Source organism: Nocardioides sp. CPCC 205120 (assembly GCF_048654585.1).
Taxonomy (GTDB): domain Bacteria; phylum Actinomycetota; class Actinomycetes; order Propionibacteriales; family Nocardioidaceae; genus Nocardioides.
Genome location: NZ_JBMCYY010000001.1, coordinates 1,183,356 through 1,202,976 on the forward strand (window position 1 = coordinate 1,183,356; position 19,621 = coordinate 1,202,976).

General features: G+C 75.3%; 22 protein-coding genes. 14 read left to right on the forward strand and 8 right to left on the reverse strand.

The window, feature by feature from the left end:
• Positions 1–33 precede the first annotated feature (33 nt).
• From hemL to ccsB, 6 genes are read left to right on the forward strand one after another with little or no spacing between them, the layout of a single operon-like run.
• On the forward strand, positions 34–1,368 hold the full coding sequence (gene hemL / locus ACOACO_RS05525) for a glutamate-1-semialdehyde 2,1-aminomutase (protein ID WP_420295239.1): 1,335 nt from the start codon (positions 34–36) through the stop codon (positions 1,366–1,368).
• Between the two features lie 55 nt (positions 1,369–1,423).
• Entirely contained in the window at positions 1,424–2,125 is a 702-nt protein-coding gene (locus ACOACO_RS05530; protein ID WP_420295240.1) for a histidine phosphatase family protein, read from the forward strand.
• The gene (locus ACOACO_RS05535) at positions 2,125–2,784 is read left to right on the forward strand and encodes a TlpA family protein disulfide reductase (protein ID WP_420295241.1); all 660 of its coding nucleotides are present in this window, start codon (positions 2,125–2,127) and stop codon (positions 2,782–2,784) included. Before ACOACO_RS05530 ends, ACOACO_RS05535 begins: the two co-directional genes overlap by 1 nt.
• On the forward strand, positions 2,777–3,610 hold the full coding sequence (locus ACOACO_RS05540) for a cytochrome c biogenesis CcdA family protein (RefSeq protein WP_420295242.1): 834 nt from the start codon (positions 2,777–2,779) through the stop codon (positions 3,608–3,610). Before ACOACO_RS05535 ends, ACOACO_RS05540 begins: the two co-directional genes overlap by 8 nt.
• Positions 3,607–5,394: a cytochrome c biogenesis protein ResB gene (gene resB / locus ACOACO_RS05545; protein WP_420295243.1), complete on the forward strand. Its 1,788-nt coding sequence runs from the start codon at positions 3,607–3,609 to the stop codon at positions 5,392–5,394. The genes ACOACO_RS05540 and resB overlap by 4 nt, the downstream gene beginning before the upstream one ends.
• Positions 5,391–6,449: a c-type cytochrome biogenesis protein CcsB gene (gene ccsB / locus ACOACO_RS05550; protein WP_420295244.1), complete on the forward strand. Its 1,059-nt coding sequence runs from the start codon at positions 5,391–5,393 to the stop codon at positions 6,447–6,449. Before resB ends, ccsB begins: the two co-directional genes overlap by 4 nt.
• Before the next feature lie 186 nt (positions 6,450–6,635).
• Here ccsB and ACOACO_RS05555 read toward each other — a convergent pair whose 3' ends face one another.
• Both ACOACO_RS05555 and ACOACO_RS05560 read right to left on the reverse strand, forming a co-directional pair.
• A complete protein-coding gene (locus tag ACOACO_RS05555; protein WP_420295245.1) occupies positions 6,636–7,115 on the reverse strand; it encodes a nitroreductase/quinone reductase family protein in 480 nt (159 codons plus the stop codon).
• Positions 7,112–7,891, reverse strand: a complete 780-nt coding sequence (locus ACOACO_RS05560; protein ID WP_420295246.1) for a glucose 1-dehydrogenase — start codon at positions 7,889–7,891, stop codon at positions 7,112–7,114. The genes ACOACO_RS05555 and ACOACO_RS05560 overlap by 4 nt, the downstream gene beginning before the upstream one ends.
• Before the next feature lie 140 nt (positions 7,892–8,031).
• Between ACOACO_RS05560 and ACOACO_RS05565 the strand changes: the two genes are divergently transcribed.
• Positions 8,032–8,676 (forward strand): TetR/AcrR family transcriptional regulator, encoded by a 645-nt coding sequence (locus ACOACO_RS05565; protein WP_420295247.1) that lies wholly within the window; start codon positions 8,032–8,034, stop codon positions 8,674–8,676.
• Between the two features lie 50 nt (positions 8,677–8,726).
• Here the strand turns inward: ACOACO_RS05565 and ACOACO_RS05570 are convergent, their stop codons facing one another.
• Entirely contained in the window at positions 8,727–9,071 is a 345-nt protein-coding gene (locus ACOACO_RS05570; protein WP_420295248.1) for a hypothetical protein, read from the reverse strand.
• A 129-nt stretch (positions 9,072–9,200) separates the two neighbouring features.
• Here ACOACO_RS05570 and ACOACO_RS05575 point away from each other — a divergent pair, with 129 nt between their 5' ends.
• Positions 9,201–9,467 carry a DUF4229 domain-containing protein gene (locus ACOACO_RS05575; protein ID WP_420295249.1) on the forward strand — a complete coding sequence of 89 codons (267 nt, stop codon included), beginning with the start codon at positions 9,201–9,203 and terminating at the stop codon, positions 9,465–9,467.
• Positions 9,468–9,580: 113 nt separating this feature from the next.
• A complete protein-coding gene (locus ACOACO_RS05580; RefSeq protein ID WP_420296303.1) occupies positions 9,581–10,642 on the forward strand; it encodes a PLP-dependent cysteine synthase family protein in 1,062 nt (353 codons plus the stop codon).
• A 40-nt stretch (positions 10,643–10,682) separates the two neighbouring features.
• Here ACOACO_RS05580 and ACOACO_RS05585 read toward each other — a convergent pair whose 3' ends face one another.
• Positions 10,683–10,820, reverse strand: coding sequence for a hypothetical protein (locus ACOACO_RS05585; RefSeq protein WP_277500129.1), 138 nt, complete (start codon positions 10,818–10,820; stop codon positions 10,683–10,685).
• 94 nt (positions 10,821–10,914) lie between these two features.
• Positions 10,915–11,832 (reverse strand): 1,4-dihydroxy-2-naphthoate polyprenyltransferase, encoded by a 918-nt coding sequence (locus ACOACO_RS05590; RefSeq protein ID WP_420295250.1) that lies wholly within the window; start codon positions 11,830–11,832, stop codon positions 10,915–10,917.
• A 43-nt stretch (positions 11,833–11,875) separates the two neighbouring features.
• Here ACOACO_RS05590 and ACOACO_RS05595 point away from each other — a divergent pair, with 43 nt between their 5' ends.
• Genes ACOACO_RS05595 through menD form a run of 3 tightly spaced genes read left to right on the forward strand, consistent with a single transcriptional unit; the run spans position 11,876 to position 15,668 of the window.
• Entirely contained in the window at positions 11,876–12,943 is a 1,068-nt protein-coding gene (locus ACOACO_RS05595) for an AMP-binding protein (protein ID WP_420295251.1), read from the forward strand.
• Positions 12,940–13,926, forward strand: coding sequence for an o-succinylbenzoate synthase (locus ACOACO_RS05600; protein ID WP_420295252.1), 987 nt, complete (start codon positions 12,940–12,942; stop codon positions 13,924–13,926). Before ACOACO_RS05595 ends, ACOACO_RS05600 begins: the two co-directional genes overlap by 4 nt.
• Entirely contained in the window at positions 13,923–15,668 is a 1,746-nt protein-coding gene (gene menD, locus ACOACO_RS05605) for a 2-succinyl-5-enolpyruvyl-6-hydroxy-3-cyclohexene-1-carboxylic-acid synthase (protein ID WP_420295253.1), read from the forward strand. Before ACOACO_RS05600 ends, menD begins: the two co-directional genes overlap by 4 nt.
• Before the next feature lie 10 nt (positions 15,669–15,678).
• On the opposite strand, the gene ACOACO_RS05610 is transcribed toward menD, so the two are convergent.
• Complete coding sequence (locus ACOACO_RS05610; RefSeq protein ID WP_420295254.1) at positions 15,679–16,179, reverse strand: GNAT family N-acetyltransferase; 501 nt, start codon at positions 16,177–16,179, stop codon at positions 15,679–15,681.
• 78 nt (positions 16,180–16,257) lie between these two features.
• Between ACOACO_RS05610 and ACOACO_RS05615 the strand changes: the two genes are divergently transcribed.
• Entirely contained in the window at positions 16,258–17,181 is a 924-nt protein-coding gene (locus ACOACO_RS05615; RefSeq protein ID WP_420295255.1) for a 2-hydroxyacid dehydrogenase, read from the forward strand.
• A gap of 108 nt (positions 17,182–17,289) precedes the next feature.
• On the opposite strand, the gene ACOACO_RS05620 is transcribed toward ACOACO_RS05615, so the two are convergent.
• A complete protein-coding gene (locus ACOACO_RS05620; protein ID WP_420295256.1) occupies positions 17,290–17,502 on the reverse strand; it encodes a hypothetical protein in 213 nt (70 codons plus the stop codon).
• A 21-nt stretch (positions 17,503–17,523) separates the two neighbouring features.
• On the reverse strand, positions 17,524–18,783 hold the full coding sequence (locus tag ACOACO_RS05625) for an APC family permease (RefSeq protein WP_420295257.1): 1,260 nt from the start codon (positions 18,781–18,783) through the stop codon (positions 17,524–17,526).
• 74 nt (positions 18,784–18,857) lie between these two features.
• Between ACOACO_RS05625 and ACOACO_RS05630 the strand changes: the two genes are divergently transcribed.
• Entirely contained in the window at positions 18,858–19,496 is a 639-nt protein-coding gene (locus tag ACOACO_RS05630; RefSeq protein WP_420295258.1) for an MBL fold metallo-hydrolase, read from the forward strand.
• Positions 19,497–19,621: the final 125 nt, after the last annotated feature.

The window sequence follows — 19,621 nt, forward strand, 5'->3', positions numbered from 1 at the left end:
CGGACGCTTGGCCGCGTCGGCGAGAATGGGGGGGTGCCCGCCCCGACAGAACGCCCCACCGCGCGCTCCGCGGACCTCTTCGCACGCGCCGGCGCGGTGACCCCGGGAGGCGTGAACTCGCCCGTGCGCGCCTTCGGTGCGGTCGGCGGCACGCCGCGGTTCATCGCCAGCGCGGAGGGCGCCTGGCTGACGGACGTCGACGGCAACCGGTACGTCGACCTCGTCGGCTCGTGGGGCCCCATGCTGCTCGGCCACGCCCACCCGGAGGTGATCGCGGCCGTGCAGGCGGCGGTCGCGCGGGGCACGTCGTACGGCACCCCCACCGAGACCGAGGTGCTGCTGGCCGAGGAGATCGTCGCGCGCACCCCCGTCGAGCGCGTGCGGTTCACCTCGTCGGGCACGGAGGCGACCATGTCGGCCATCCGCCTCGCCCGCGGGGCCACCGGTCGCGACGTCGTCGTGAAGTTCGCCGGCTGCTACCACGGCCACGTCGACGCGCTGCTGGCGAGCGCCGGCTCGGGCCTGGCCACCTTCGCGGTGCCGGGCACGCCGGGCGTCCCGCAGTCGGCGACCGACCTCACGCTCGTGCTGCCCTACAACGACCGGGCGGCCGTCGAGAAGGCGTTCGCCGAGCACGGCGACCGCATCGCGTGCCTCGTGACCGAGGCCGTCCCCGGCAACATGGGCGTCGTCCCGCCCGAGCCGGGCTTCAACCGCTTCCTCGCCGAGACCTGCCGCGCCCACGGCGCGCTCTTCGTCTCCGACGAGGTCATGACCGGCTTCCGGGCGACCCGCCAGGGCGGCTGGGGCCTCGACGGCGCGCACGAGGGCTGGGTGCCCGACCTCATGACCTTCGGCAAGGTCATGGGCGGCGGCCTGCCCGCCGCCGCGTTCGGCGGCCGCGCGGACGTCATGGGGATGCTCTCGCCCGAGGGTCCGGTCTACCAGGCCGGCACGCTGTCGGGGAACCCCGTGGCGACCACGGCGGGCCTCACCACACTGCGCCTGGCCACCGACGAGGTGTACGAGCGGGTGGGCAACGTCGCGACGACCATCGCCGACGCCGCCTCCGCAGCGCTGCGCGCCGAGGGCATCCCCCACCTGGTGCAGAGCGCCGGCACGATGTTCTCCGTCTTCTTCGGCGACCCGACCTCGCCGCGCCGGGCCGTCCGCGACTTCGACGACGCCCAGGCGCAGCACCTACCGGCGTACGCCGCGTTCTTCCACGCCATGCTCGACGCGGGCGTCCACCTCCCGCCGTCGGCGTACGAGGTGTGGTTCTGCTCCGCCGCCCACGACGACGCCGCCGTCGGCCACGTGCTCGAGGCGCTCCCCGGCGCCGCCCGGGCCGCCGCCGCGACGTACTGACGCGCCACCCGCTGACGCCCCACCCGCCCGCACCCCCGACCCGACCGAGGACACGATGACCGAGCAGACCGTCGTCCACCTGCTGCGCCACGGCGAGGTGCACAACCCCCAGGGCGTCCTCTACGGACGCCGTGACGGGTTCCACCTGTCGGTGAACGGCCGGGCCATGGCCGACCGGGTCGCCGAGGTCATCGGCGACCGGCCCATCGTGCACCTGCGCTCCTCCCCGCTCGAGCGCGCGCAGGAGACCATCGCCCCGCTGGCCGCCGCACGCGGTCTGGAGGTGCTCACCGACGCCCGGGTCATCGAGTCGACGAACAAGTTCGAGGGCTCCCGCTTCGCCCCGGGCGAGAACGCGCTGCGCGACCCGCGCACCTGGCGCCACCTGTGGAACCCCTTCCGGCCCTCGTGGGGCGAGCCCTACAAGGAGGTCGCGGCCCGCATGCTGGCCGCGGTCCACGACGCCCGCGACGCCGCCGCGGCGGAGCCCGAGGCCGTCCCGGGCCAGGCCAACGAGGCCGTGGTGGTCTCCCACCAGCTGCCCATCTGGACCACGCGGCTGCACGTGGAGAACCGGTCGTTCCTCCACGACCCCCGCAAGCGCCAGTGCACGCTCTGCTCGCTGACCTCCCTGTGGTTCCGTGGCGACGTGCTGACGAAGGTCACCTACTCGGAGCCGGCCGGCGACCTCATCCCCACCCGCGACAAGGCTGCGCCGTTCTCCGCCGGGGGAGCGTCCGAGGAGCACCGTCCCTGATGGACCACCGCACCACCCGGGCCCGGCGGGCCCGGTCGCTCACGGTCGCGCTCGCGACCGCCCTGCTGCTCACCCTGACGGCCTGCGCCGGCGGGTCGGAGAGCACGGGCAACAAGGGCTACATCACCGGCGACGGGCAGCTGACCCTCGTCGACCCCGCCGACCGCGGTGAGCCGGTCACGCTCGAGGGCGAGGGGCTCGACGGCGAGCCGCTCTCGCTGGAGGAGCAGCGGGGCCGCCCCGTCGTCGTCAACGTGTGGGGCTCGTGGTGCCCGCCGTGCCGCGCCGAGGCTCCCGAGCTCGTCGAGGCCGCCGAGCGGCTCGACGGCACCGCCGCCTTCCTCGGCATCAACAGCCGCGACAGCTCGCCGGCCCAGGCCCGCAGCTTCGAGCGCGCCTTCGACGTGCCCTACCCGTCGATCTACTCCTCCGACGGCCGGGCGCTGCTCGCCTTCGCCGACACCATCCCGGCCCGCACCATCCCCGCCACGCTCGTGCTCGACGGCGAGGGTCGCGTCGCGGCCAGCATCGTGGGGCAGGTGACGTCGGCGACGACCCTCGTCGACATCGTCGAGGACCTCGTCATCGAGGCCGGGGGCACCCTCCCGACCGAGGAGCCGAGCGCCGCGCCCAGCACGTCCGGGGCCTCCGGTGGGTGACGCGTTCGCCGAGGCGGCCGGCAGCGGGTCGTTGCTGCTCGCCGTACCGGTCGCCCTGCTGGCCGGCCTCGTCTCCTTCTTCTCGCCCTGCGTCCTGCCGCTCGTGCCGGGCTACCTCTCCTACGCCACGGGCATGTCCGCGGCCGAGGTCGCGACCGCCACCGGCGCCCCCGGGGCGCCCGCAGCGGGCACGGGTGGCTCCGACGGCGCGGGCGGCGTCGGTACGGCGAACCGCGTCCGCCGCGGTCGCCTGCTGGCCGGCGCGCTGCTGTTCGTCGCGGGCTTCGCCGTCGTCTTCGTGCTGCTGGGCGTCGCCTCGGCCTCGATCGCCACGTGGTTCTTCGAGTGGCAGCGGACGCTGACGATCGTGCTCGGCGCGCTCACCATCGTGCTCGGCCTCGCCTTCGCCGGGTGGCTGCGGCTGCCCTGGCTGCAGCGCGACTACCGGGTGCACGCGGTGCCGAGCGTGGGCCTCGCGGCCGCGCCGCTGCTCGGCTTCCTCTTCGGCCTCGGCTGGACCCCGTGCGTCGGCCCGACGCTCGCGGCCATCACGGCGCTGGCGGCCAACGAGGGCACGGCCGGGCGCGGCGCGCTGCTCTCGGGGGTCTACGCGCTGGGCCTCGGGATCCCGTTCGTGCTGCTCGCCCTCGGCTTCGGCTGGTCGATGCGCGCCGTCGGCTGGCTGCGCCGCCGCCAGGAGCTCGTCATGCGCATCGGCGGCCTGCTGCTCGTCGTCGTCGGCGTGCTGCTCGTGACCGGGTGGTGGGACGTCATCGTCCAGGACCTCCAGCGCTCCCTCATCAGCGGCTACGAGGTGAGCGTGTGAGCCCCGAGCGCACCGGGCGCACCGACCGTCCCGACTGGCCCGCCACCGAGGGCTCCGCCACGGAGGGCTCCGCCACCGAGGGGCCGGCGACCGACCCCGGGGCCGCGCCCGTCGAGGGCCCCGGCTCGGGCGACCCCGGGCGCCGTCCCGGTGAGCTGACCTTCCGCGAGACGCTGCGCTGGGGCTGGCGCCAGCTGACGTCGATGCGCACCGCGCTCGTCCTGCTGCTGCTCGTCGCGCTCGCCGCGATCCCCGGCTCGATCGTGCCGCAGGAGGACGTCGACTCGTTCGCCGTCGGCCAGTGGCAGGAGGACCACCCGCGCCTCACCCCGATCTACGAGCGCCTCGGGCTGTTCAGCGTCTACGACTCGCCGTGGTTCGCGGCCATCTACCTGCTGCTGATGATCAGCCTCGTCGGCTGCATCCTGCCGCGCCTGCGGGTCTACGCGCGGGCCGTGCGGGCGAAGCCCCCGAAGGCGCCCCGCAACCTGACCCGCCTGCCGGACCACACGTCGTACCGGACGCAGGAGAACCCCGCCGAGGCCGCGGCCGCCGTGGCCGCCGTGCTGCGCAAGCGGCGCTACCGGGTCGTCGAGGAGGGCGAGCCCGACGCCGCCGGCGACGTGGTGGTGCGCGCCGAGCGCGGCTACCTGCGCGAGGCCGGCAACCTCGTCTTCCACCTGTCGGTGCTCGTCGTGCTCGCCGGGTTCGCGATGGGCAGCCTGCTGGGCTACCAGGGCGGCGTCATCACGCTGGTGGGCAACGGCTTCGCCAACAACGTGACGCAGTACGACGACCTCGACTCCGGCAGCCTGTGGTCGCCGGACGACCTCGAGCCGTTCGCGTACACGATCGACGAGTTCGACATCGACTGGTACCGCTCCGGCCCGGCGTTCGGGCAGGCGCGGGCGTTCAGCGCCCGGTTGAGCTACACCGAGGACGTCACCGAGGACACGCCGGAGAAGTCCTACGACCTGCGGGTCAACCACCCGCTGACGATCGGCGACACCGACCTGTTCCTCATCGGCCACGGGTACGCGCCCGTCATCACCGTGCGCGACGCCGAGGGCGAGGTCGCCTACTCCGGACCCACGATCTTCCTGCCGACCGACCTGACGTTCGCCTCGTTCGGCGTCGTGAAGGTGCCGGACGGGCTGGACACGCAGGTGGGTCTCGAGGGCGAGTTCTACCCGTACTACCAGTTCACGAACGAGGCCGGGCCCTCCTCGCTCATGGGCGAGGCCATCGACCCCCGCATGTCGCTGATCATGTACACCGGCGACCTCGGGATGGACTCCGGCGCCCCGCAGTCGGTCTACGCACTGCAGCGCGACGGGCTCGAGCCGGTGCTCGACGCGGACGGCGTGCCGGTGCGGTTCGACCTCTCGGTCGGCGAGGTCGCCGAGCTGCCCGGCGGGCTCGGCACCGTGGAGTTCGAGGGCCTCGAGCGGTGGAACCGCATCCAGATCAGCCAGACCCCGGGCAAGCTCGTCGCGCTCGGCGGCGTCGTGGCGGCCCTCGTGGGGCTGCTGGGCTCGCTGTTCATCCGCCCCCGCCGCGTGTGGGTGCGCGTGCGTCCGGCGCCTGCGGGCGGCTGGGGCGACGCCGACGGCGACGGCCGTGACGGTGGCGAGGGCCGCGGCGAGGAAGGCCCGACGCTCGTCGTGGTCGGGGTGCTGGACCGCTCGACCGGGGCCGGTGGGGGCGACGAGGAGCTGCAAGGCATCCTGGAGGACGTGCGCGGACCCCGGGTGCGCGACGAGCGGAACGAGGAGACGGCGTGAGCAACGAGGCGTGGGAGACGCTGAGCAACCAGGCGGTCGCGATCAGCGGCATCGTCTACTTCCTGGGCTTCATCGCCCACCTGTGGCAGTGGGCGTCCCTGCGGAAGGTGCCGGTGAGCCGTGCCGAGCGCGTCGCGGTCGGCGCGGGTTCCCGGTCGGGCGGCGCGTCCGCCGGGCCACGCCGCAGCGGGGCCACCGAGCAGGCGTGGAGCGAGGACGAGGTCTCCGCGGCCGCCGGTGAGGGCACGCGTCGCCGTGTCGCCATGGGCGAGCGGCTCGGCATCATCCTCACGATGATCGCCACGGCGGTGCACCTCGTGGCGCTCGTCGGGCGCGGCATGGCCGCCGAGCCCAACCGCGTGCCCTGGGGCAACATGTACGAGTTCACCCTCGCGGGCACCTTCTTCGTCTCGCTGACCTACCTGGTGCTGCTGCGCCGCTTCCACCTCGCGTGGCTCGGCCCGATCGTGACCGGCTTCGTCGTGACGCTGCTGATGATCGACGTCATCTGGCTGCACGAGGAGGTCGCGCCGCTGACCGAGGCGCTCAACTCCTACTGGCTCGTCATCCACGTGGTCTCGGCCGTCATCGCGACCGCCGCGTTCACCCTCGGCGGCTTCACCTCGGTGCTCTACCTGCTGAAGGAGCGCGCCGAGCGCAAGGCGGTCGTCGGCGCCGGGGGCGCCGGGACCGGCGAGGCCGCTGCGCAGCCGGTCGTGCGGGGCTACCTCGCGCGGGTGCCCGACCTGGTCGGGCTCGACCGCCTCACCTACCGCCTGCACGCCTTCGCGTTCCCCGTGTGGACCTTCGCCGTGCTCATCACCGGTCCCATCTGGGCGCACGAGGCGTGGAGCCGCTACTGGAACTGGGACCCCAAGGAGGTCTGGGCGTTCATCACGTGGGTCGTGTACGCCGCCTACCTCCACGCCCGCGCGACCGCCGGGTTCAAGGGGCGCAACGCCGCGATCCTGGCGCTCATCGGCCTCGCGACGCTGTGGTTCAACTTCATCGGCATCAACTTCTTCTCGTCGTCGAGCATGCACAGCTACGCCTGACGCGCGAGCGCTCCGCCGTACGACCGTCGAGTGGCGGGTTCCCCGGTGCACCGGGGAACCCGCCACTTGTCGCGTGAAGTTTCGCGCCGGAAGTGGCGGGTTGCGGTGTCAAGTGTCGCCCGGAGGCAACTCCGCTCCGGTACGGCGGCGCGTGCGGGTCGGCGTACGGGTCGCCGAGGCCTGCCGTCAGCGACGACTCGGTGCGACGGTGATGCGCATCAACCGGCTGTCGGCCCAGTCCTCGAGCCGGGTCGGGCGGATGGCGCCGGGGTCGTGGGGCTGGTTGAGGTCCGCCACGATCTCCGCCAGCACGGTCCGACGTTCGGCCGGGTCGGTGACGGGCGTGGCCCGAGCCGGCAGATCCGCACGGATCCCGTTCTTGAGGTGGAAGGTGAAGTCGGGGTTCGCGAGGAGGTTCGCGTGCCAGTCGGTGGCAGCCCCGCCGGCGCCGCTGCACAGGTAGGTGGCGCCCGCAGCGCGGTAGAAGAAGATCTCGACGCGGCGGGGCCGGCCGGTGCGGCGCCCCACCGTCGTGATGTCGATGGTCCGTTCGCGGCTGCCGGCGGCGGGTGTGATCTCGATGGCTCGTCGGACGTCATCGGGCAGGTGCGCCACCGACGGGTCCTGCACGGCGTCGTCCGACCCGGTCGTGCCCGGCGCGCTCATGCGGCCTCGGCCTGGAGGGCGGGCCCGAGGAGGAGGCCCCCGTCGACGACGTACTCCGACCCGGTGATGAACGACGCGTCCGACGACGCGAGGAACAGCAGGAGCCGGGTGACGTCGGTCGGCTCCCCGAGCCGGGGGATGGCGAACGGTTCGGGGGAGTAGAAGTCGGCGATCGCCGCGGTGGCCCCGGCTGCCGGCTCCTGGATGAAGGGGGTCGCGATCACGCCGGGGTGGATGGTGTTCACGCGGATGTGGTCCCGGCCGAGCTCGAGCGCTGCCGTCCGCGTGAGGCCTCGCACGGCCCACTTGCTGGCGACGTACGGCGCGTAGTGCGCCGTGCCGCCCAGGCCCATGGTCGAGGCGATGTTGACGACGGCTCCCCCGCCCGCGCGGCGCAGAGCGGGGGCGGCGGCCTTGATGCCGAGGAAGGTCCCGGTGAGGTTGACGTCGAGGATGCGCGACCACGTGGCCTGGTCCGTCTGCTCGATCGGCGCCGGCGGGTTCTGGATGCCCGCGTTGTTGACGAGCACGTCCAGCGCACCGAAGGCGCTCTCGGCGGCCCGGACAGCGACGGACCACGAGCTCTCGTCGGTGACGTCGAGGTGGGTGAAGCGAGCGCGGGACCCGAGCTCGTCGGCGAGGGTGTTGCCGCGGTCGGCGTCGATGTCGCCGATCACCACGTTCGCTCCCTCCGCGTGGAAGGCGCGCACGTGGCTCGATCCCTGGCCACCGGTCCCGCCGGTCACGAGCACGGTCCGGGCGTCGAAACGTCGCATGGTGTTCCTCCAGTACGTGGGCGACTGACCGGGACGACGGTGACGACGGGCGGCCAGTGGTGAGCCGAGTGACTCACCTCTGCCGACAGTAGGACGCCGCGAGTGGTGAGTCAAGCCACTCACCTCGTAGGGTCGGCCCCATGAGCAAGGCCGTGACGACGTACCACCAGCGCATCGCCCAGGAGAAGCGCGCGCTGATCCTGTCTGCGGCGACCGCCCTGTTCCTCGAGCTGGGCTACGACCGGACGTCGCTGGCGCGGATCGCGGAGCGCTCCGGCGTCTCGCGGGCCACCTTGTTCAAGCAGTTCCCGACCAAGGCCGCCCTGTTCGACGCCATGGTCACCGAGTCCTGGTCGACCGCTGACGAGGAGGTCGTCCCACCGGCGGGCGACGTCGTCGGCGGGCTCAGCGCCATCGGTCGCCGCTACGCCGAGCTGTTGAGCCGCCCGCAGATGAGCGACCTGTTCCGGATCGTCATCGCCGAGCTGCCGCGGTTCCCCGAGCTCGCCAGCGCGCAGTTCGCGCACGGGAAGCTGCCCTACTTCGAGTCGGTGCGCGGTTACCTGCTGGCCGAGCACGAGGCGGGAACGGTGCGGGTCGACGACGCGGAGCTGGCAGCCACCCAGTTCCTGGGCATGATCTCCAACTACGTCTTCTGGCCGTCGCTCCTGGTACCCGGCTGGGAGGTGAGCGCCGAACGCGTCGCCCAGGTGGTCGACGAGGCCGTCCGCACCATCGCCGCCCGGTACGCGGTGGCCGGATCAGGGCCGTCGACGGACGGCTGAGTCCCGGAGCCGCGTTTCAGACGGCGGTGTACGGCGTGCGGCGGGAGACGTCAGCGGGCGGGGGCGTCGGGCGCCGGGGGCTCGTCGCCGGGCTCGCCCGGCGTGCCCGGCTCCTTCTCACCGGGCGCGAGCGGGTCGGCGGGGCCGAGGTCGAGCGGGTCGACGGGGTCGCCGGCGTTCGGCGTGGTGCCCGGCGGCGTTCCGGGCGGGGTGCCGGGACGGCGCACGCGCTTGTTGAGGTTCCAGATGAAGTCGGGGTCGTCGTCCGGGCCGACGGGGCCGCGGGGGACGGGCCGCCCGCCGCTGCCGCCCGCGGAGCGGCGCTTGTCGAGGAGCCTCAGGGCGAAGTAGATGCAGGCCGCGACCACGAGGACGACCAGCACGAACTTCAGCACCCCTCCAGCCTATCGACCGCACCAACCCGCGCCCCGGGCCGGCAGCCCCGGGTCGGCGGCCGCACGGGCGCCGGACGCGCGCCCGGCCCGGCCGGGCGGCACGGGCCCGCCGGTCGCTACCCTGGCGCGGTGAAGGAGTTCGTGGTCTACACCCTCATGCGCCTGGCGCTGCTCGTCGTCGCGTACGGCGTGGTCCTGGGCCTCTGGTCGCTGCTGACGGACCAGGAGGGGCTGATCCAGCTCGAGCCGCTCATCATCGCCTTCCTCATCTCCGGCATCGCCTCCTACGTCGTGCTCGACCGCCCGCGCGAGGCGTTCGCGCAGCGCATCGACGCCCGCGCGAAGCGGATCTCGGAGAACTACGAGAAGGCCCGCGGCCGCGAGGACGAGGACTGACGGTGCCGACCCCCCGGCAGCCCGACCCGGCCGGGCAGCCCCCGGAGGCCCGGGAGGCCGCGGAGGCCCCGGACCACCTCGTCTCCCGCGAGCACCCGGGGCACCGCGCGTGGCTGCGCTCCGCCGTACGCCGGGTGGAGGCCGACGCCAACCGGTCCGCGGACACGCACCTGCACCGCTTCCCGCTGCCGGACCACTGGGACGTCGACCTCTACCTGAAGGACGAGTCGGTCCACCCGACGGGCTCGCTCAAGCACCGGCTGGCCCGCTCGCTGTTCCTCTACGCGCTGGTCAACGGCTGGGTGCGGGAGGGCACGACGGTCATCGAGGCGTCGTCGGGCTCCACCGCGGTCTCGGAGGCGTTCTTCGCCCGCATGCTGGGGCTCCCGTTCGTCGCCGTCATGCCGCGCAGCACGTCGCCGGAGAAGGTCGCGCTCATCGAGTTCCACGGCGGCCGCTGCCACTTCGTCGACGAGCCCGGCGCCGTGTACGACGAGGCGCGCCGCCTCGCCGCCGAGTGCGGCGGGCACTACATGGACCAGTTCACCTACGCCGAGCGCGCCACCGACTGGCGCGGCAACAACAACATCGCCGACTCGATCTTCGAGCAGATGGCCCTCGAGCGGCACCCGGTGCCGGCCTGGGTGGTCGTCGGCGCCGGGACGGGCGGCACCTCGGCGACCATCGGGCGCTACGTCCGCTACCGCTGCCACGACACCCGCGTGCTCGTCACCGACCCGGAGGGCTCGGCGTTCCTCGACGGCTACGCCACGGGCGACCCGACGCACACCGTGCCGACCTCCTCGCGCATCGAGGGCATCGGCCGCCCCCGCGTCGAGCCGTCGTTCGTGCCCGGCGTCGTCGACGCCATGACCCGGGTGCCGGACGCGGCGTCGGTCGCCGCCGCGCGCTGGTGCAGCCGGGTCACCGGCCGCCTCGCTGGCGGCTCGACCGGTACGGCGCTGTGGGGCGCCCTGCGCGTCATCGCCCGGATGCGGGCCGCCGGCGAGGCGGGCTCGGTCGTGACGCTGCTGTGCGACGGCGGCGAGCGCTACGCGCACACCTACTACGACGACGCGTGGGTGGCGGCGCAGGGCCTCGACGTCGCGGCGCACGAGGAGACCCTGGTGCGCTTCCTGCACGACGGCACGTGGCAGGAGCCGGCCCCGGCCTGAGCCGCTGGGCCGGACCGAGCCGGCATACCGACGCGCAGGATCAGGGGCGGCGGCGCCGCTCGAGGTGCCCCCGCACGCGGGTCTCGGACTGGCCGAGCACCCGGGCCAGCAGCTTCACGCGGTAGACGTAGGCGAGGACGCCACCGACGACGAGCAGGCAGAAGATCGCGAACCACATGCCGCGAGCCTATGCCGGGTTCCCGCCTCGCGGGGCGTGGCGGACGGACCGGGCGGACGGACCGGGCGGGCGGACCGGGCGGACGGGGCGAGGCTCAGGCGCCGATCCAGAAGCCGGCGAAGAGGCCGATGCCGGCCAGCAGCTCGGCGACGCCGGAGCGGGCCAGCACGGGGATGAGCGCCGGGCCGCGGGCGCCGCGCATGACGATGCCGGCCGCGGCCGCGGCGGGCACGACGTACACCAGCGACAGCAGCACCCACGGCGTGGTGAGCAGCGCGATGGCGACGAAGTCGGCGCCGGCGCCCGCGACGAGCAGCACGTAGAACCAGCGGGTGCGCTGCTCGCCCAGGCGCACGGCCAGCGTGCGCTTCCCGGCGACGGTGTCGGTGGGCACGTCGCGCAGGTTGTTGGCCACGAGGATGGCGCAGGCCAGCGCGCCGATGCCGCCCCCGGCGTACAGGCTCGGGAGCAGGGTGTCGGCGGTGAAGGCGCCGACCTGGACGTACGTCGTGCCGACCGTCGCGACGAGGCCGAAGAACACGAAGACCATGACCTCGCCGAGGCCCAGGTAGCCGTAGGGCTTGTCGCCGCCGGTGTAGAACCACGCGGCGAGCACGCAGACGATGCCGACGAGCACGATCCACCAGGCGGTGGTCGCGGCGAGCACGAGGCCCGCGACGCCGGCCACCCCGAAGGCGGCGAACGCCGCGGTCTTCACCGCGCGCGGCGACGCCAGGCCCGAGCCGACCAGGCGCAGGGGCCCGACGCGGTCGTCGTCGGTGCCGCGGATGCCGTCGGAGTAGTCGTTCGCGTAGTTCACGCCGACCTGCAGCGCCAGGGCCACGACACCCGCGAGCAGTGCCTTCCAGACCACGGCCTCGCCCTCGTACGCCGCCACGCCCGTGCCCGCGAGCACCGGCGCGACCGCCGCGGGGAGCGTCCGCGGACGCGCGCCGGCCACCCAGTGGGCGAGCGTGGGGGAGGACGCGGGGGCGGGCGACGCGGACGGCATGGTCACCGATTCAAGCACCGCGGGCCGCCAGTAGCCTGCCGGGGTGTCCTCCCTGCGCCCCGTCGCCGGTCCACCGGCCTCCGTCGTCGAGGCCCTCGCCGCCTGGCTGGAGGCCCCCGCGGAGCCCGAGCCGCTGATCGTCGAGACCTCCGGCTCCACCGGTCGGCCCAAGCGCGTCGTGCTGTCGCGGCGGGCCGTGCGCGCCTCGGGCGAGGCGACCGCCGAGGTGCTCGGAGCCCGCGGGCAGTGGCTGCTCGCCCTCCCCGCGACGTACGTCGCCGGCGTGCAGGTCGTCGCCCGCTCGCTGGCCGCCGGCCACCGGCCCGTGCTGCTCGACGACCACCCCGGGTTCGTCGAGGCCGCGGCGGCGATGACGCCCGGCGTGCCCCACCTCGTCTCCCTCGTGCCGACCCAGCTGTTCCGCCTGCTCGACGACCCGGCCGCGACCGCGGCGCTGCAGCGCTTCCACACCGTGCTGCTCGGCGGCGGGCCCATCGACCCCGGGCTGCGCGTGCGGGCGGGCGCCGCCGGCGTGCGGGTCGTCGCGACCTACGGCTCCGCGGAGACCGCGGGCGGCTGCGTGTACGACGGGTGGCCGCTGCCCGGCGTGCGCCTGCGGCTCGAGGACGACGGTCGCGTCGCGATCGCCGGACCCACCCTCTTCGACGGCTACGACGGCGACCCCGCTCTCACCGCCGAGGTGCTGGTGGACGGGTGGTTCCGCACCTCCGACGCGGGGCGCCTGCTCCCCGACGGCCGCCTCGAGCTGCTCGGCCGCGTCGACGACCTCGTCGTCTCCGGCGGCGTCAACGTGCCGACCCCGGTGGTCGCGCGGCGGCTGCGCGCCCACCCCGGCGTCGCCGCGGCCGAGGTGCTCGGCGTCGAGGACCCCGAGTGGGGCCGGCGCGTCGTGGCGTGGGTGGTGCCGGCGGGTGGTGCCGGGGCCAGCGCCGGAGGCCCTGCGCCCGACCTCGAGGGCCTGCGCGACTGGGTCGCCGCCGAGCACCCGCGCGCCTGGGCGCCGCGGCAGGTCGTGCTGCTCGACGCCGTCCCCCTGCTGCCCAACGGCAAGACCGACCGGCTGGCGCTGCGGGGGATGGTGGAGGGATGAGGCTCCACGTCGTCGCGCTCGGTCTGCGCACCCGGTTCCGGGGGATCACCACCCGCGAGGTCGCGCTCGTCGAGACCGACGGGACAGCGGGGTCGGCGGGGCCGGGCGGCTCCGGCTGGGGGGAGTGGTCGCCCTTCCTCGAGTACGACGCACCCACCGCCGAGCCGTGGCTGGCCTGCGCCGAGGAGGCCGCGGCCGGCGCGTGGCCGGCGCCGGTGCGCGACGCCGTACCCGTCAACGTGACGGTGCCCGCCACCGACCCCGAGGCCGCGCACCGGATCGTGCGGGCCGGCGGCTGCACCACCGCGAAGGTGAAGGTCGCCGAGCGCGGCCAGACCCTCGCCGACGACGTCGCCCGCCTCGAGGCGGTGCGGGACGCGCTGGGCCCCGCGGGCCACGTGCGCGTCGACGCGAACGGCGGCTGGTCGCTCGACGAGGCCGTCCGCGCCATCGGGGTGCTCGACCGGGCGGTCGGGGGGCTGGAGTACGTCGAGCAGCCGTGCGCGAGCGTCGAGGAGCTGGCGGCGGTCCGCCGCCGCGTCGACGTGCCGATCGCCGCCGACGAGTCGATCCGCCGGGCCGCGGACCCCTACCGGGTGCGCGACCTCGAGGCGGCCGACATCGCCGTGCTCAAGGTGCAGCCCCTCGGCGGCGTCGCGGCCTGCCTGCGGATCGCCGAGGACATCGGGCTGCCCGTCGTCGTGTCGTCGGCACTGGAGTCGTCGGTCGGCATCGCCGCCGGGGTCGCGCTCGCCGCCGCCCTGCCCGAGCTGCCGCACGCCTGCGGCCTGGCCACCGTGCAGCTGCTCGCCGAGGACGTCGTGGCCGAGCCGCTGCTGCCGGTCGACGGGATGCTGCCGGTGCGCTCCGTCGTACCGGACCCGGGGCTGCTGGAGCGCCACGCCGCCGCCCCCGACCGGGTGGCGTGGTGGGCCGACCGGCTCGCAGCCGTCGGCGCCGTGCGGCAGGATCGCCGCTCGTGACCCCGCCCGAGCAGCCCGTCGAGCAACCCGTCGAGCCGCCCACCGAGCCGGCCACCGAGCCCGCCGCCGTGCTGCTCGCCCGGGCGGTCGTGGGCGCGCTGGTGCGCGCGGGCGTGCGGGAGGTCGTGCTGTCGCCCGGCTCGCGCAACGCGCCGCTGGCCTTCGCGGCGTACGACGCGGCCGCCGCGGGCGCGCTGCGCCTGCACACCCGCGTCGACGAGCGGACCGCAGGGTTCCTGGCCCTCGGCCTGACGCGGGGCGGGTCGCGGGCCGCCGTCGTGTGCACGTCGGGCACGGCTGTCGCGAACCTCCACCCGGCGGTGCTCGAGGCCACCCACAGCGCCGTACCGCTCGTCGTCGTGACCGCCGACCGGCCGGCGTCGCTGCGCGGCACGGGCGCGAGCCAGACCACCGACCAGGTGCGGATCTTCGGCGACGCCGCCGCCTTCCACGACCTCGCCGCGCCGGGCGAGGTCGACACCGACCTCCTCGCCGTCGCCGGGCCCGTGCAGCTCAACGTGCAGCTCTCCGGCGTGCTCGTGCCGACCGCGCCCTGGCCGGCCGCCGCGGTGCCGTCGCCGCTGCCGCGGGAGGTGGGCCGGTCGCGCCTCGGGGCGGCGTACCGCCGCGCGGTCGAGGACGGCTCGGCGCACGTCCTGCCCGCCGGCCCGCGCACCGTGGTCGTCGCGGGCGACGACGCCGGGCCCCCGGCGCGCATCCTGGCCGAAGCCGCCGGCTGGCCCCTGCTCGCCGAGCCCAGCTCGGGGGCGCGGACGGGCCCCAACGCGCTGCGCGCCTACCGCCTGCTGCTCGACGGGCCGCTCGGCGCGCGCGTGGAGCGCGTCGTCGTCGCCGGGCACCCGACGCTGTCCCGGCCGGTCACCCGGCTGCTGGAGCGCGCGGACGTCGAGGTCGTCTCCTGGCGCCACGCCGGGCGGTGGACCCGCCGGCCGTTCCCCGTGGCCGCCGAGCACGACGCCCTCGCCGCGCCCCGGTCCGACGACGGGTCCGCCAACGGGTCCGGGGACGGGACCGGCGACGGGGACGGGGGCCCCGACCTCGCCTGGCTGCGGGAGTGGCAGGACGCCGACCGCGCGGTCTCGCGGCGCCTCGACGCGGCGGTGGCCGCGGAGCCGGAGCTCACGCCGTACGAGGTGGCGGCCGCGGTCGCGCGGGCCCTCCCGGCGGGCGGCCTGCTCGTCGTCGGCGCCTCCAGCCCGATCCGCGACCTCGACGTGATGGCCGCCCCGCCCCCGGCGGGGGAGCGGCGCCTGGTGCTCGCCAACCGGGGGCTGGCGGGCATCGACGGCACGGTCTCGACGGCGATCGGCGCGGCGCTCGGCCGCGAGGGGTCCTCGCGCGCGCTCGCGCTGCTCGGCGACGTGACGTTCCTCCACGACGCGGGCGGCCTCGTGCTCGGCCCCCGCGAGGAGCGGCCCGACCTCACCCTCGTCGTGGTCAACGACGACGGCGGCTCGATCTTCACGATGCTGGAGCAGGGCGACGAGCGGCACGGCGACGCCTTCGACACCCTCTTCGGCACGCCGCACGGCACCGACCTGGCGGCGCTGTGCGCCGCGACGCGGACGCCGCACTGGCGGGTGGAGTCGCTGCCCGAGCTGGAGCACGCGCTCGCCTCCCCGGCGGGCGGGGTGGAGGTCGTCGAGGTGCGGGTACGCCGCGACAACCGCCGCGCGCTCGACCTGCGGCTGCGGGGACTGGCGGCCGAGCCGACGGAGTGAGCCGGGGCGGCTAGGCCCGCACCAGCCGCACCTCGAGGGCGTCGATGCTCTCGTCGTGCGTGCTGGTGCCGTCGGGGACGAAGCCGTGGCGGGCGTAGAACCGGTGCGCCCGCGGGTTGTCGGCCAGCACCCACAGGCAGGCCGGCTCGTCGCCCAACGCGGCCGTCAGCAGGGCGTCGGCGACCCCCGTGCCCCAGGCCGCGCGGCGCACGTAGATCGCCCCCAGCTCGCGCTCCGTGGGGGCGTCGGGGTCGCGCGCCGGCCCGGCCACGGCGAACCCGAGCAGCTCCTCGGCGGCCGCGTCCCGCCGTACCGCGAGGTGGACGCCCTGGGCCACCAGCTGCTCCCACAGCTCCACCCGCTGGGGGTGGCGGGCGAGCACCCGGTCGAGGTGCTCGTCGGCGATGACGCCGCGGTAGCCCTCGTCCCAGCAGGTCGCGTGGAGGCGGGCGCCGGCCTCGGCGTCGGCGGGGGTGGCGCGGCGCAGGCGCACGTCGGCGGGGAGGGTCACGGGCCCATCCCACCGCGGCCGCACCCGGGGCCGCCACCCGTTTCCCGGCCGGTCCCGCCGCCTCCTAGGGTTGGCCGCATGGCCCAGGTGTGGATGGACTTCGACCGCTCCGAGGTGGAGGAGGTCGTCGGCCCGCTGCCGGACGGCCTGACCTACGCCCGCTACGACGGCGAGCACGAGCCGGACGGGATCGACGAGGTCGAGTTCTACGTGCCGCCGTACTTCGGCAAGGCCGATCCCGCCGTCGTCACCCGCATGCCGGCGCTGCGCGTCGTGCAGGCCCCGAGCGCGGGCGTCGACCACCTGCTGGGCGTCGTGCCCGAGGACGTCGCCCTGTGCCGCGCCGCGGGCGTCCACGACCCGGGTACGGCGGAGCTCGCCGTCGCCCTGCTGCTGGCGGCCCAGCGCGACCTGCCGCGGTGGTTCGCCCAGCAGCAGCGGGGGGAGTGGAGCCAGGCCAACGACGGTCCGTCGGTGGCGGACCGCCGGGTGCTGATCGTCGGCTACGGCTCGATCGGCGAGGCGATCCACCGTCGGCTCGAGGGCTTCGAGTGCGAGGTCGTCCCGGTGGCGACGAAGGCGCGCAGCGGGCCGCACGGCGCGGTGCACGGCGTCGACGAGCTGCCGACCCTGCTGCCGACCGCCGACGTCGTCATCGTCGTGACGCCACTGACCGACGCGACGCGCGGGCTGGTGGACGCGGAGTTCCTGGCCGCGCTGCCCGACGGCGCGCTGCTGGTGAACGTGGGCCGCGGCAAGGTGGTGGACACCGACGCCCTGCTGGCGGAGCTGAGCAGCGGGCGCCTGCGCGCGGCGCTCGACGTCGTCGACCCGGAGCCCCTGCCGGCCGACCACCCGCTGTGGTCCGCGCCGGGCACGATCATCACGCCGCACGTCGCGGGCGGGACCACTGCCATGCGGCCCCGGCTGTTCGCGATCATCGCGGAGAACCTGCGCCGCCACGTCGCCGGCGAGGAGCCGCTGCACGCCGTCGCGCGCTGAGTCGAGGCGCAGTATTCCCCGCTTGAGCGGGGAATCATGTGCTCTACGACCAATGCCTGGGTCGTAGAGCACAGGTTTCCCCGCCTAGGCGGGGAAACCCCGGGGCGCTCAGACGAGGTGCGGGTCGTCGACGGGGAAGCCGCTCAGCTGCCCCGCGATCGTCGTGCCCAGGTGCGGGTGCTCCTCCGGCGGCACCGGGGCCTGGGCGTTCGGGTCGTACTCGTCGAGCGAGGGGAGCCCGGGCACGTCGTGCGGGGGGCCGTCCTCCGCAGCGACAGCCGAGAAGTCCACCTGCAGTTCATCTCGCGTCCACCTGGTCATGGCTCGACGGTACCCACCCGTTCACGCGGCACCCGCCCCCGTTCGCGTCGCCAGCCGCACGGCCCGCACCACGAGGCCCAGCGCCACGACCCCGGCGCCCGCGACCACGGAGGCGGGCGGCAGCACCAGCGCGAGACCGAGGCAGCCGATCGCGCCCGCCACCGGCACGACCCCCGGCCGCCCCGTCTCCCGGCGCCGCATCGCGCCCGCGGCGAGGTTCGCGACCAGGTAGTAGAGCAGCACCCCGAACGAGCTGAACCCCACCGCCTCACGCAGGTCGAGGGTCAGCACGAGCACCACCACGACGGCGCCGACGAGCAGCTGCGCGTGGTGGGGGACGTCGTACCGCGGGTGCACCCCCGACAGGTACGCCGGCAGCTCGCCGTCGCGGGCCATGGCCAGGCCGGTGCGCGAGATGCCGGCCAGCAGGCCCAGCAGGGCGCCGAGCGAGGCGGCGGCCGCGCCGACCACGACGAGCGGCACGGCCCAGTCGGCGCCGGCGCCGTCGACGAGGGCGCGCACCGGTGCGGGGGAGTCGGCAAGGCGCTCGGGCCCGAGCCCGCGCAGCAGCGCGACCGCGAGCACGACGTACACCACCAGCACGAAGCCGAAGGCGAGCGCGATCGCCCGCGGGATCGTGCGGGCCGGGTCGCGCACCTCCTCGCCGAGCGTGGCGACGCGGGCGTAGCCGGCGAAGGCGAAGAACAGCAGGCCGGCGGCCTGGGCGACGCCGTACGCGTCGAGCGGGCCGCCCAGCAGGTCGTCGGTGGTGCCCGCGGGGTCCGTGGCGAGCAGCCCGAGGCCGGCGGCGGTCAGCAGCCCGAGGAGCGCGATGCTGACGATGACCCGCGCGGCCCGTGCCGTGCGGGTCGCGCCGGTCACCGCGACGAGCGTCAGCAGGGCGACCGCCGCGGCGGCCAGGAACCGGCGGGCGGTCGGCTCGCCGGGCAGCACGTAGGCCGCGAACGCCGTCGCCATGGCCGCGCAGCTGGCGGTCTTGCCGACGACGAAGCACCACCCCGCGGCGTACCCCCACCACTCGCCCAGCTCCGCGCGCCCGTAGACGTAGGTGCCGCCCGAGGACGGGTGGCGGGCCGCGAGCCGCGCTGACGACGCCGCGTTGCACCAGGCGACGGCGGCCACCAGCGCCAGCGCGAGCAGCAGCCCGCCGCCGGTGCCGGCCGCCGCGGTCGCCGGCGCGAGGACCGTGAAGGCCCCCGCCCCGACCATCGAGGCGATGCCCAGGGTCGTCGCGTCGGCCAGGCCCAGTCGTCGCTGCACGGGCGGATGGTGGGGGTCGCAGGTGAACGGAAGGTACGGCGCCCGCCCGCCCGCCGCGGGCTATCGTCGCGGGCATGCGCATCACGAAGTTCGGCCACGCCTGCGTGCGGATCTCCGAGGGCGGCAGCACCGTCGTCGTCGACCCCGGCGCCTTCACCGGGCGCGAGGCCGTCGAGGGGGCCACCGCCGTGCTCGTCACCCACGAGCACGCCGACCACCTCGACGTCGAGCACCTGCGCGCCACCGACGCCCCGATCTGGACCATCGGGGCCGTCGCCCGCGCCATCGCCGCCCAGGCGCCCGACGTCGCCGAGCGGGTGGTGGTCGTCGCCCCCGGCGAGACGTTCGACGCCGCCGGCGTCACCGTCCGCGCCGTGGGGGAGAAGCACGCGGTCATCCACCCCGACTACGACCGCTTCGACAACTCGGGCTACCTGCTCGAGGTCGGCGGCCGGCGGGTGTTCCACCCGGGCGACGCCCTGACCGGCCCGGGTGAGCCCGTCGACGTGCTCCTCGCCCCCGTCAGCGCGCCGTGGCTGCGCATCGGCGACGCCATCGACTTCGCCCGCGAGGTCGGGGCGCCCACGAGCCTCGCGATCCACGACCGGGTCTACTCCGACCTGGGGCTCGGCATGGCCGACCAGCACTTTCGCGCCCTGCTCGGCGAGGGCCAGAAGTGGGTGCGCCTGCCCGACGGCGCCGACCTGCCGTAGGGCGATCGTCGGGGAGCGGGCACCGGCCCGACGCACCGCCGTACCGCCTCCGTCATCTGGACGTGAGCGGTCTCGCACCCCGTCGCCTGGGAGAATGGACGCCTGGTAGTTAGCCTGGCCTAACC

Excerpts from the sequence above, each read along its gene's own strand:
- ACOACO_RS05630 (WP_420295258.1), top strand. The coding sequence starts at position 18,858 with ATGCGCATCACGAAGTTCGGCCACGCCTGCGTGCGGATCTCCGAGGGC.
- ACOACO_RS05535 (WP_420295241.1), top strand. The coding sequence starts at position 2,125 with ATGGACCACCGCACCACCCGGGCCCGGCGGGCCCGGTCGCTCACGGTC.
- ACOACO_RS05600 (WP_420295252.1), top strand. The coding sequence starts at position 12,940 with ATGAGGCTCCACGTCGTCGCGCTCGGTCTGCGCACCCGGTTCCGGGGG.
- ACOACO_RS05620 (WP_420295256.1), bottom strand. The coding sequence starts at position 17,502 with ATGACCAGGTGGACGCGAGATGAACTGCAGGTGGACTTCTCGGCTGTC.
- ACOACO_RS05560 (WP_420295246.1), bottom strand. The coding sequence starts at position 7,891 with ATGCGACGTTTCGACGCCCGGACCGTGCTCGTGACCGGCGGGACCGGT.
- ACOACO_RS05585 (WP_277500129.1), bottom strand. The coding sequence starts at position 10,820 with ATGTGGTTCGCGATCTTCTGCCTGCTCGTCGTCGGTGGCGTCCTCGCC.
- ACOACO_RS05555 (WP_420295245.1), bottom strand. The coding sequence starts at position 7,115 with ATGAGCGCGCCGGGCACGACCGGGTCGGACGACGCCGTGCAGGACCCG.
- ACOACO_RS05615 (WP_420295255.1), top strand. The coding sequence starts at position 16,258 with ATGGCCCAGGTGTGGATGGACTTCGACCGCTCCGAGGTGGAGGAGGTC.
- ACOACO_RS05565 (WP_420295247.1), top strand. The coding sequence starts at position 8,032 with ATGAGCAAGGCCGTGACGACGTACCACCAGCGCATCGCCCAGGAGAAG.
- ACOACO_RS05590 (WP_420295250.1), bottom strand. The coding sequence starts at position 11,832 with ATGCCGTCCGCGTCGCCCGCCCCCGCGTCCTCCCCCACGCTCGCCCAC.
- ACOACO_RS05530 (WP_420295240.1), top strand. The coding sequence starts at position 1,424 with ATGACCGAGCAGACCGTCGTCCACCTGCTGCGCCACGGCGAGGTGCAC.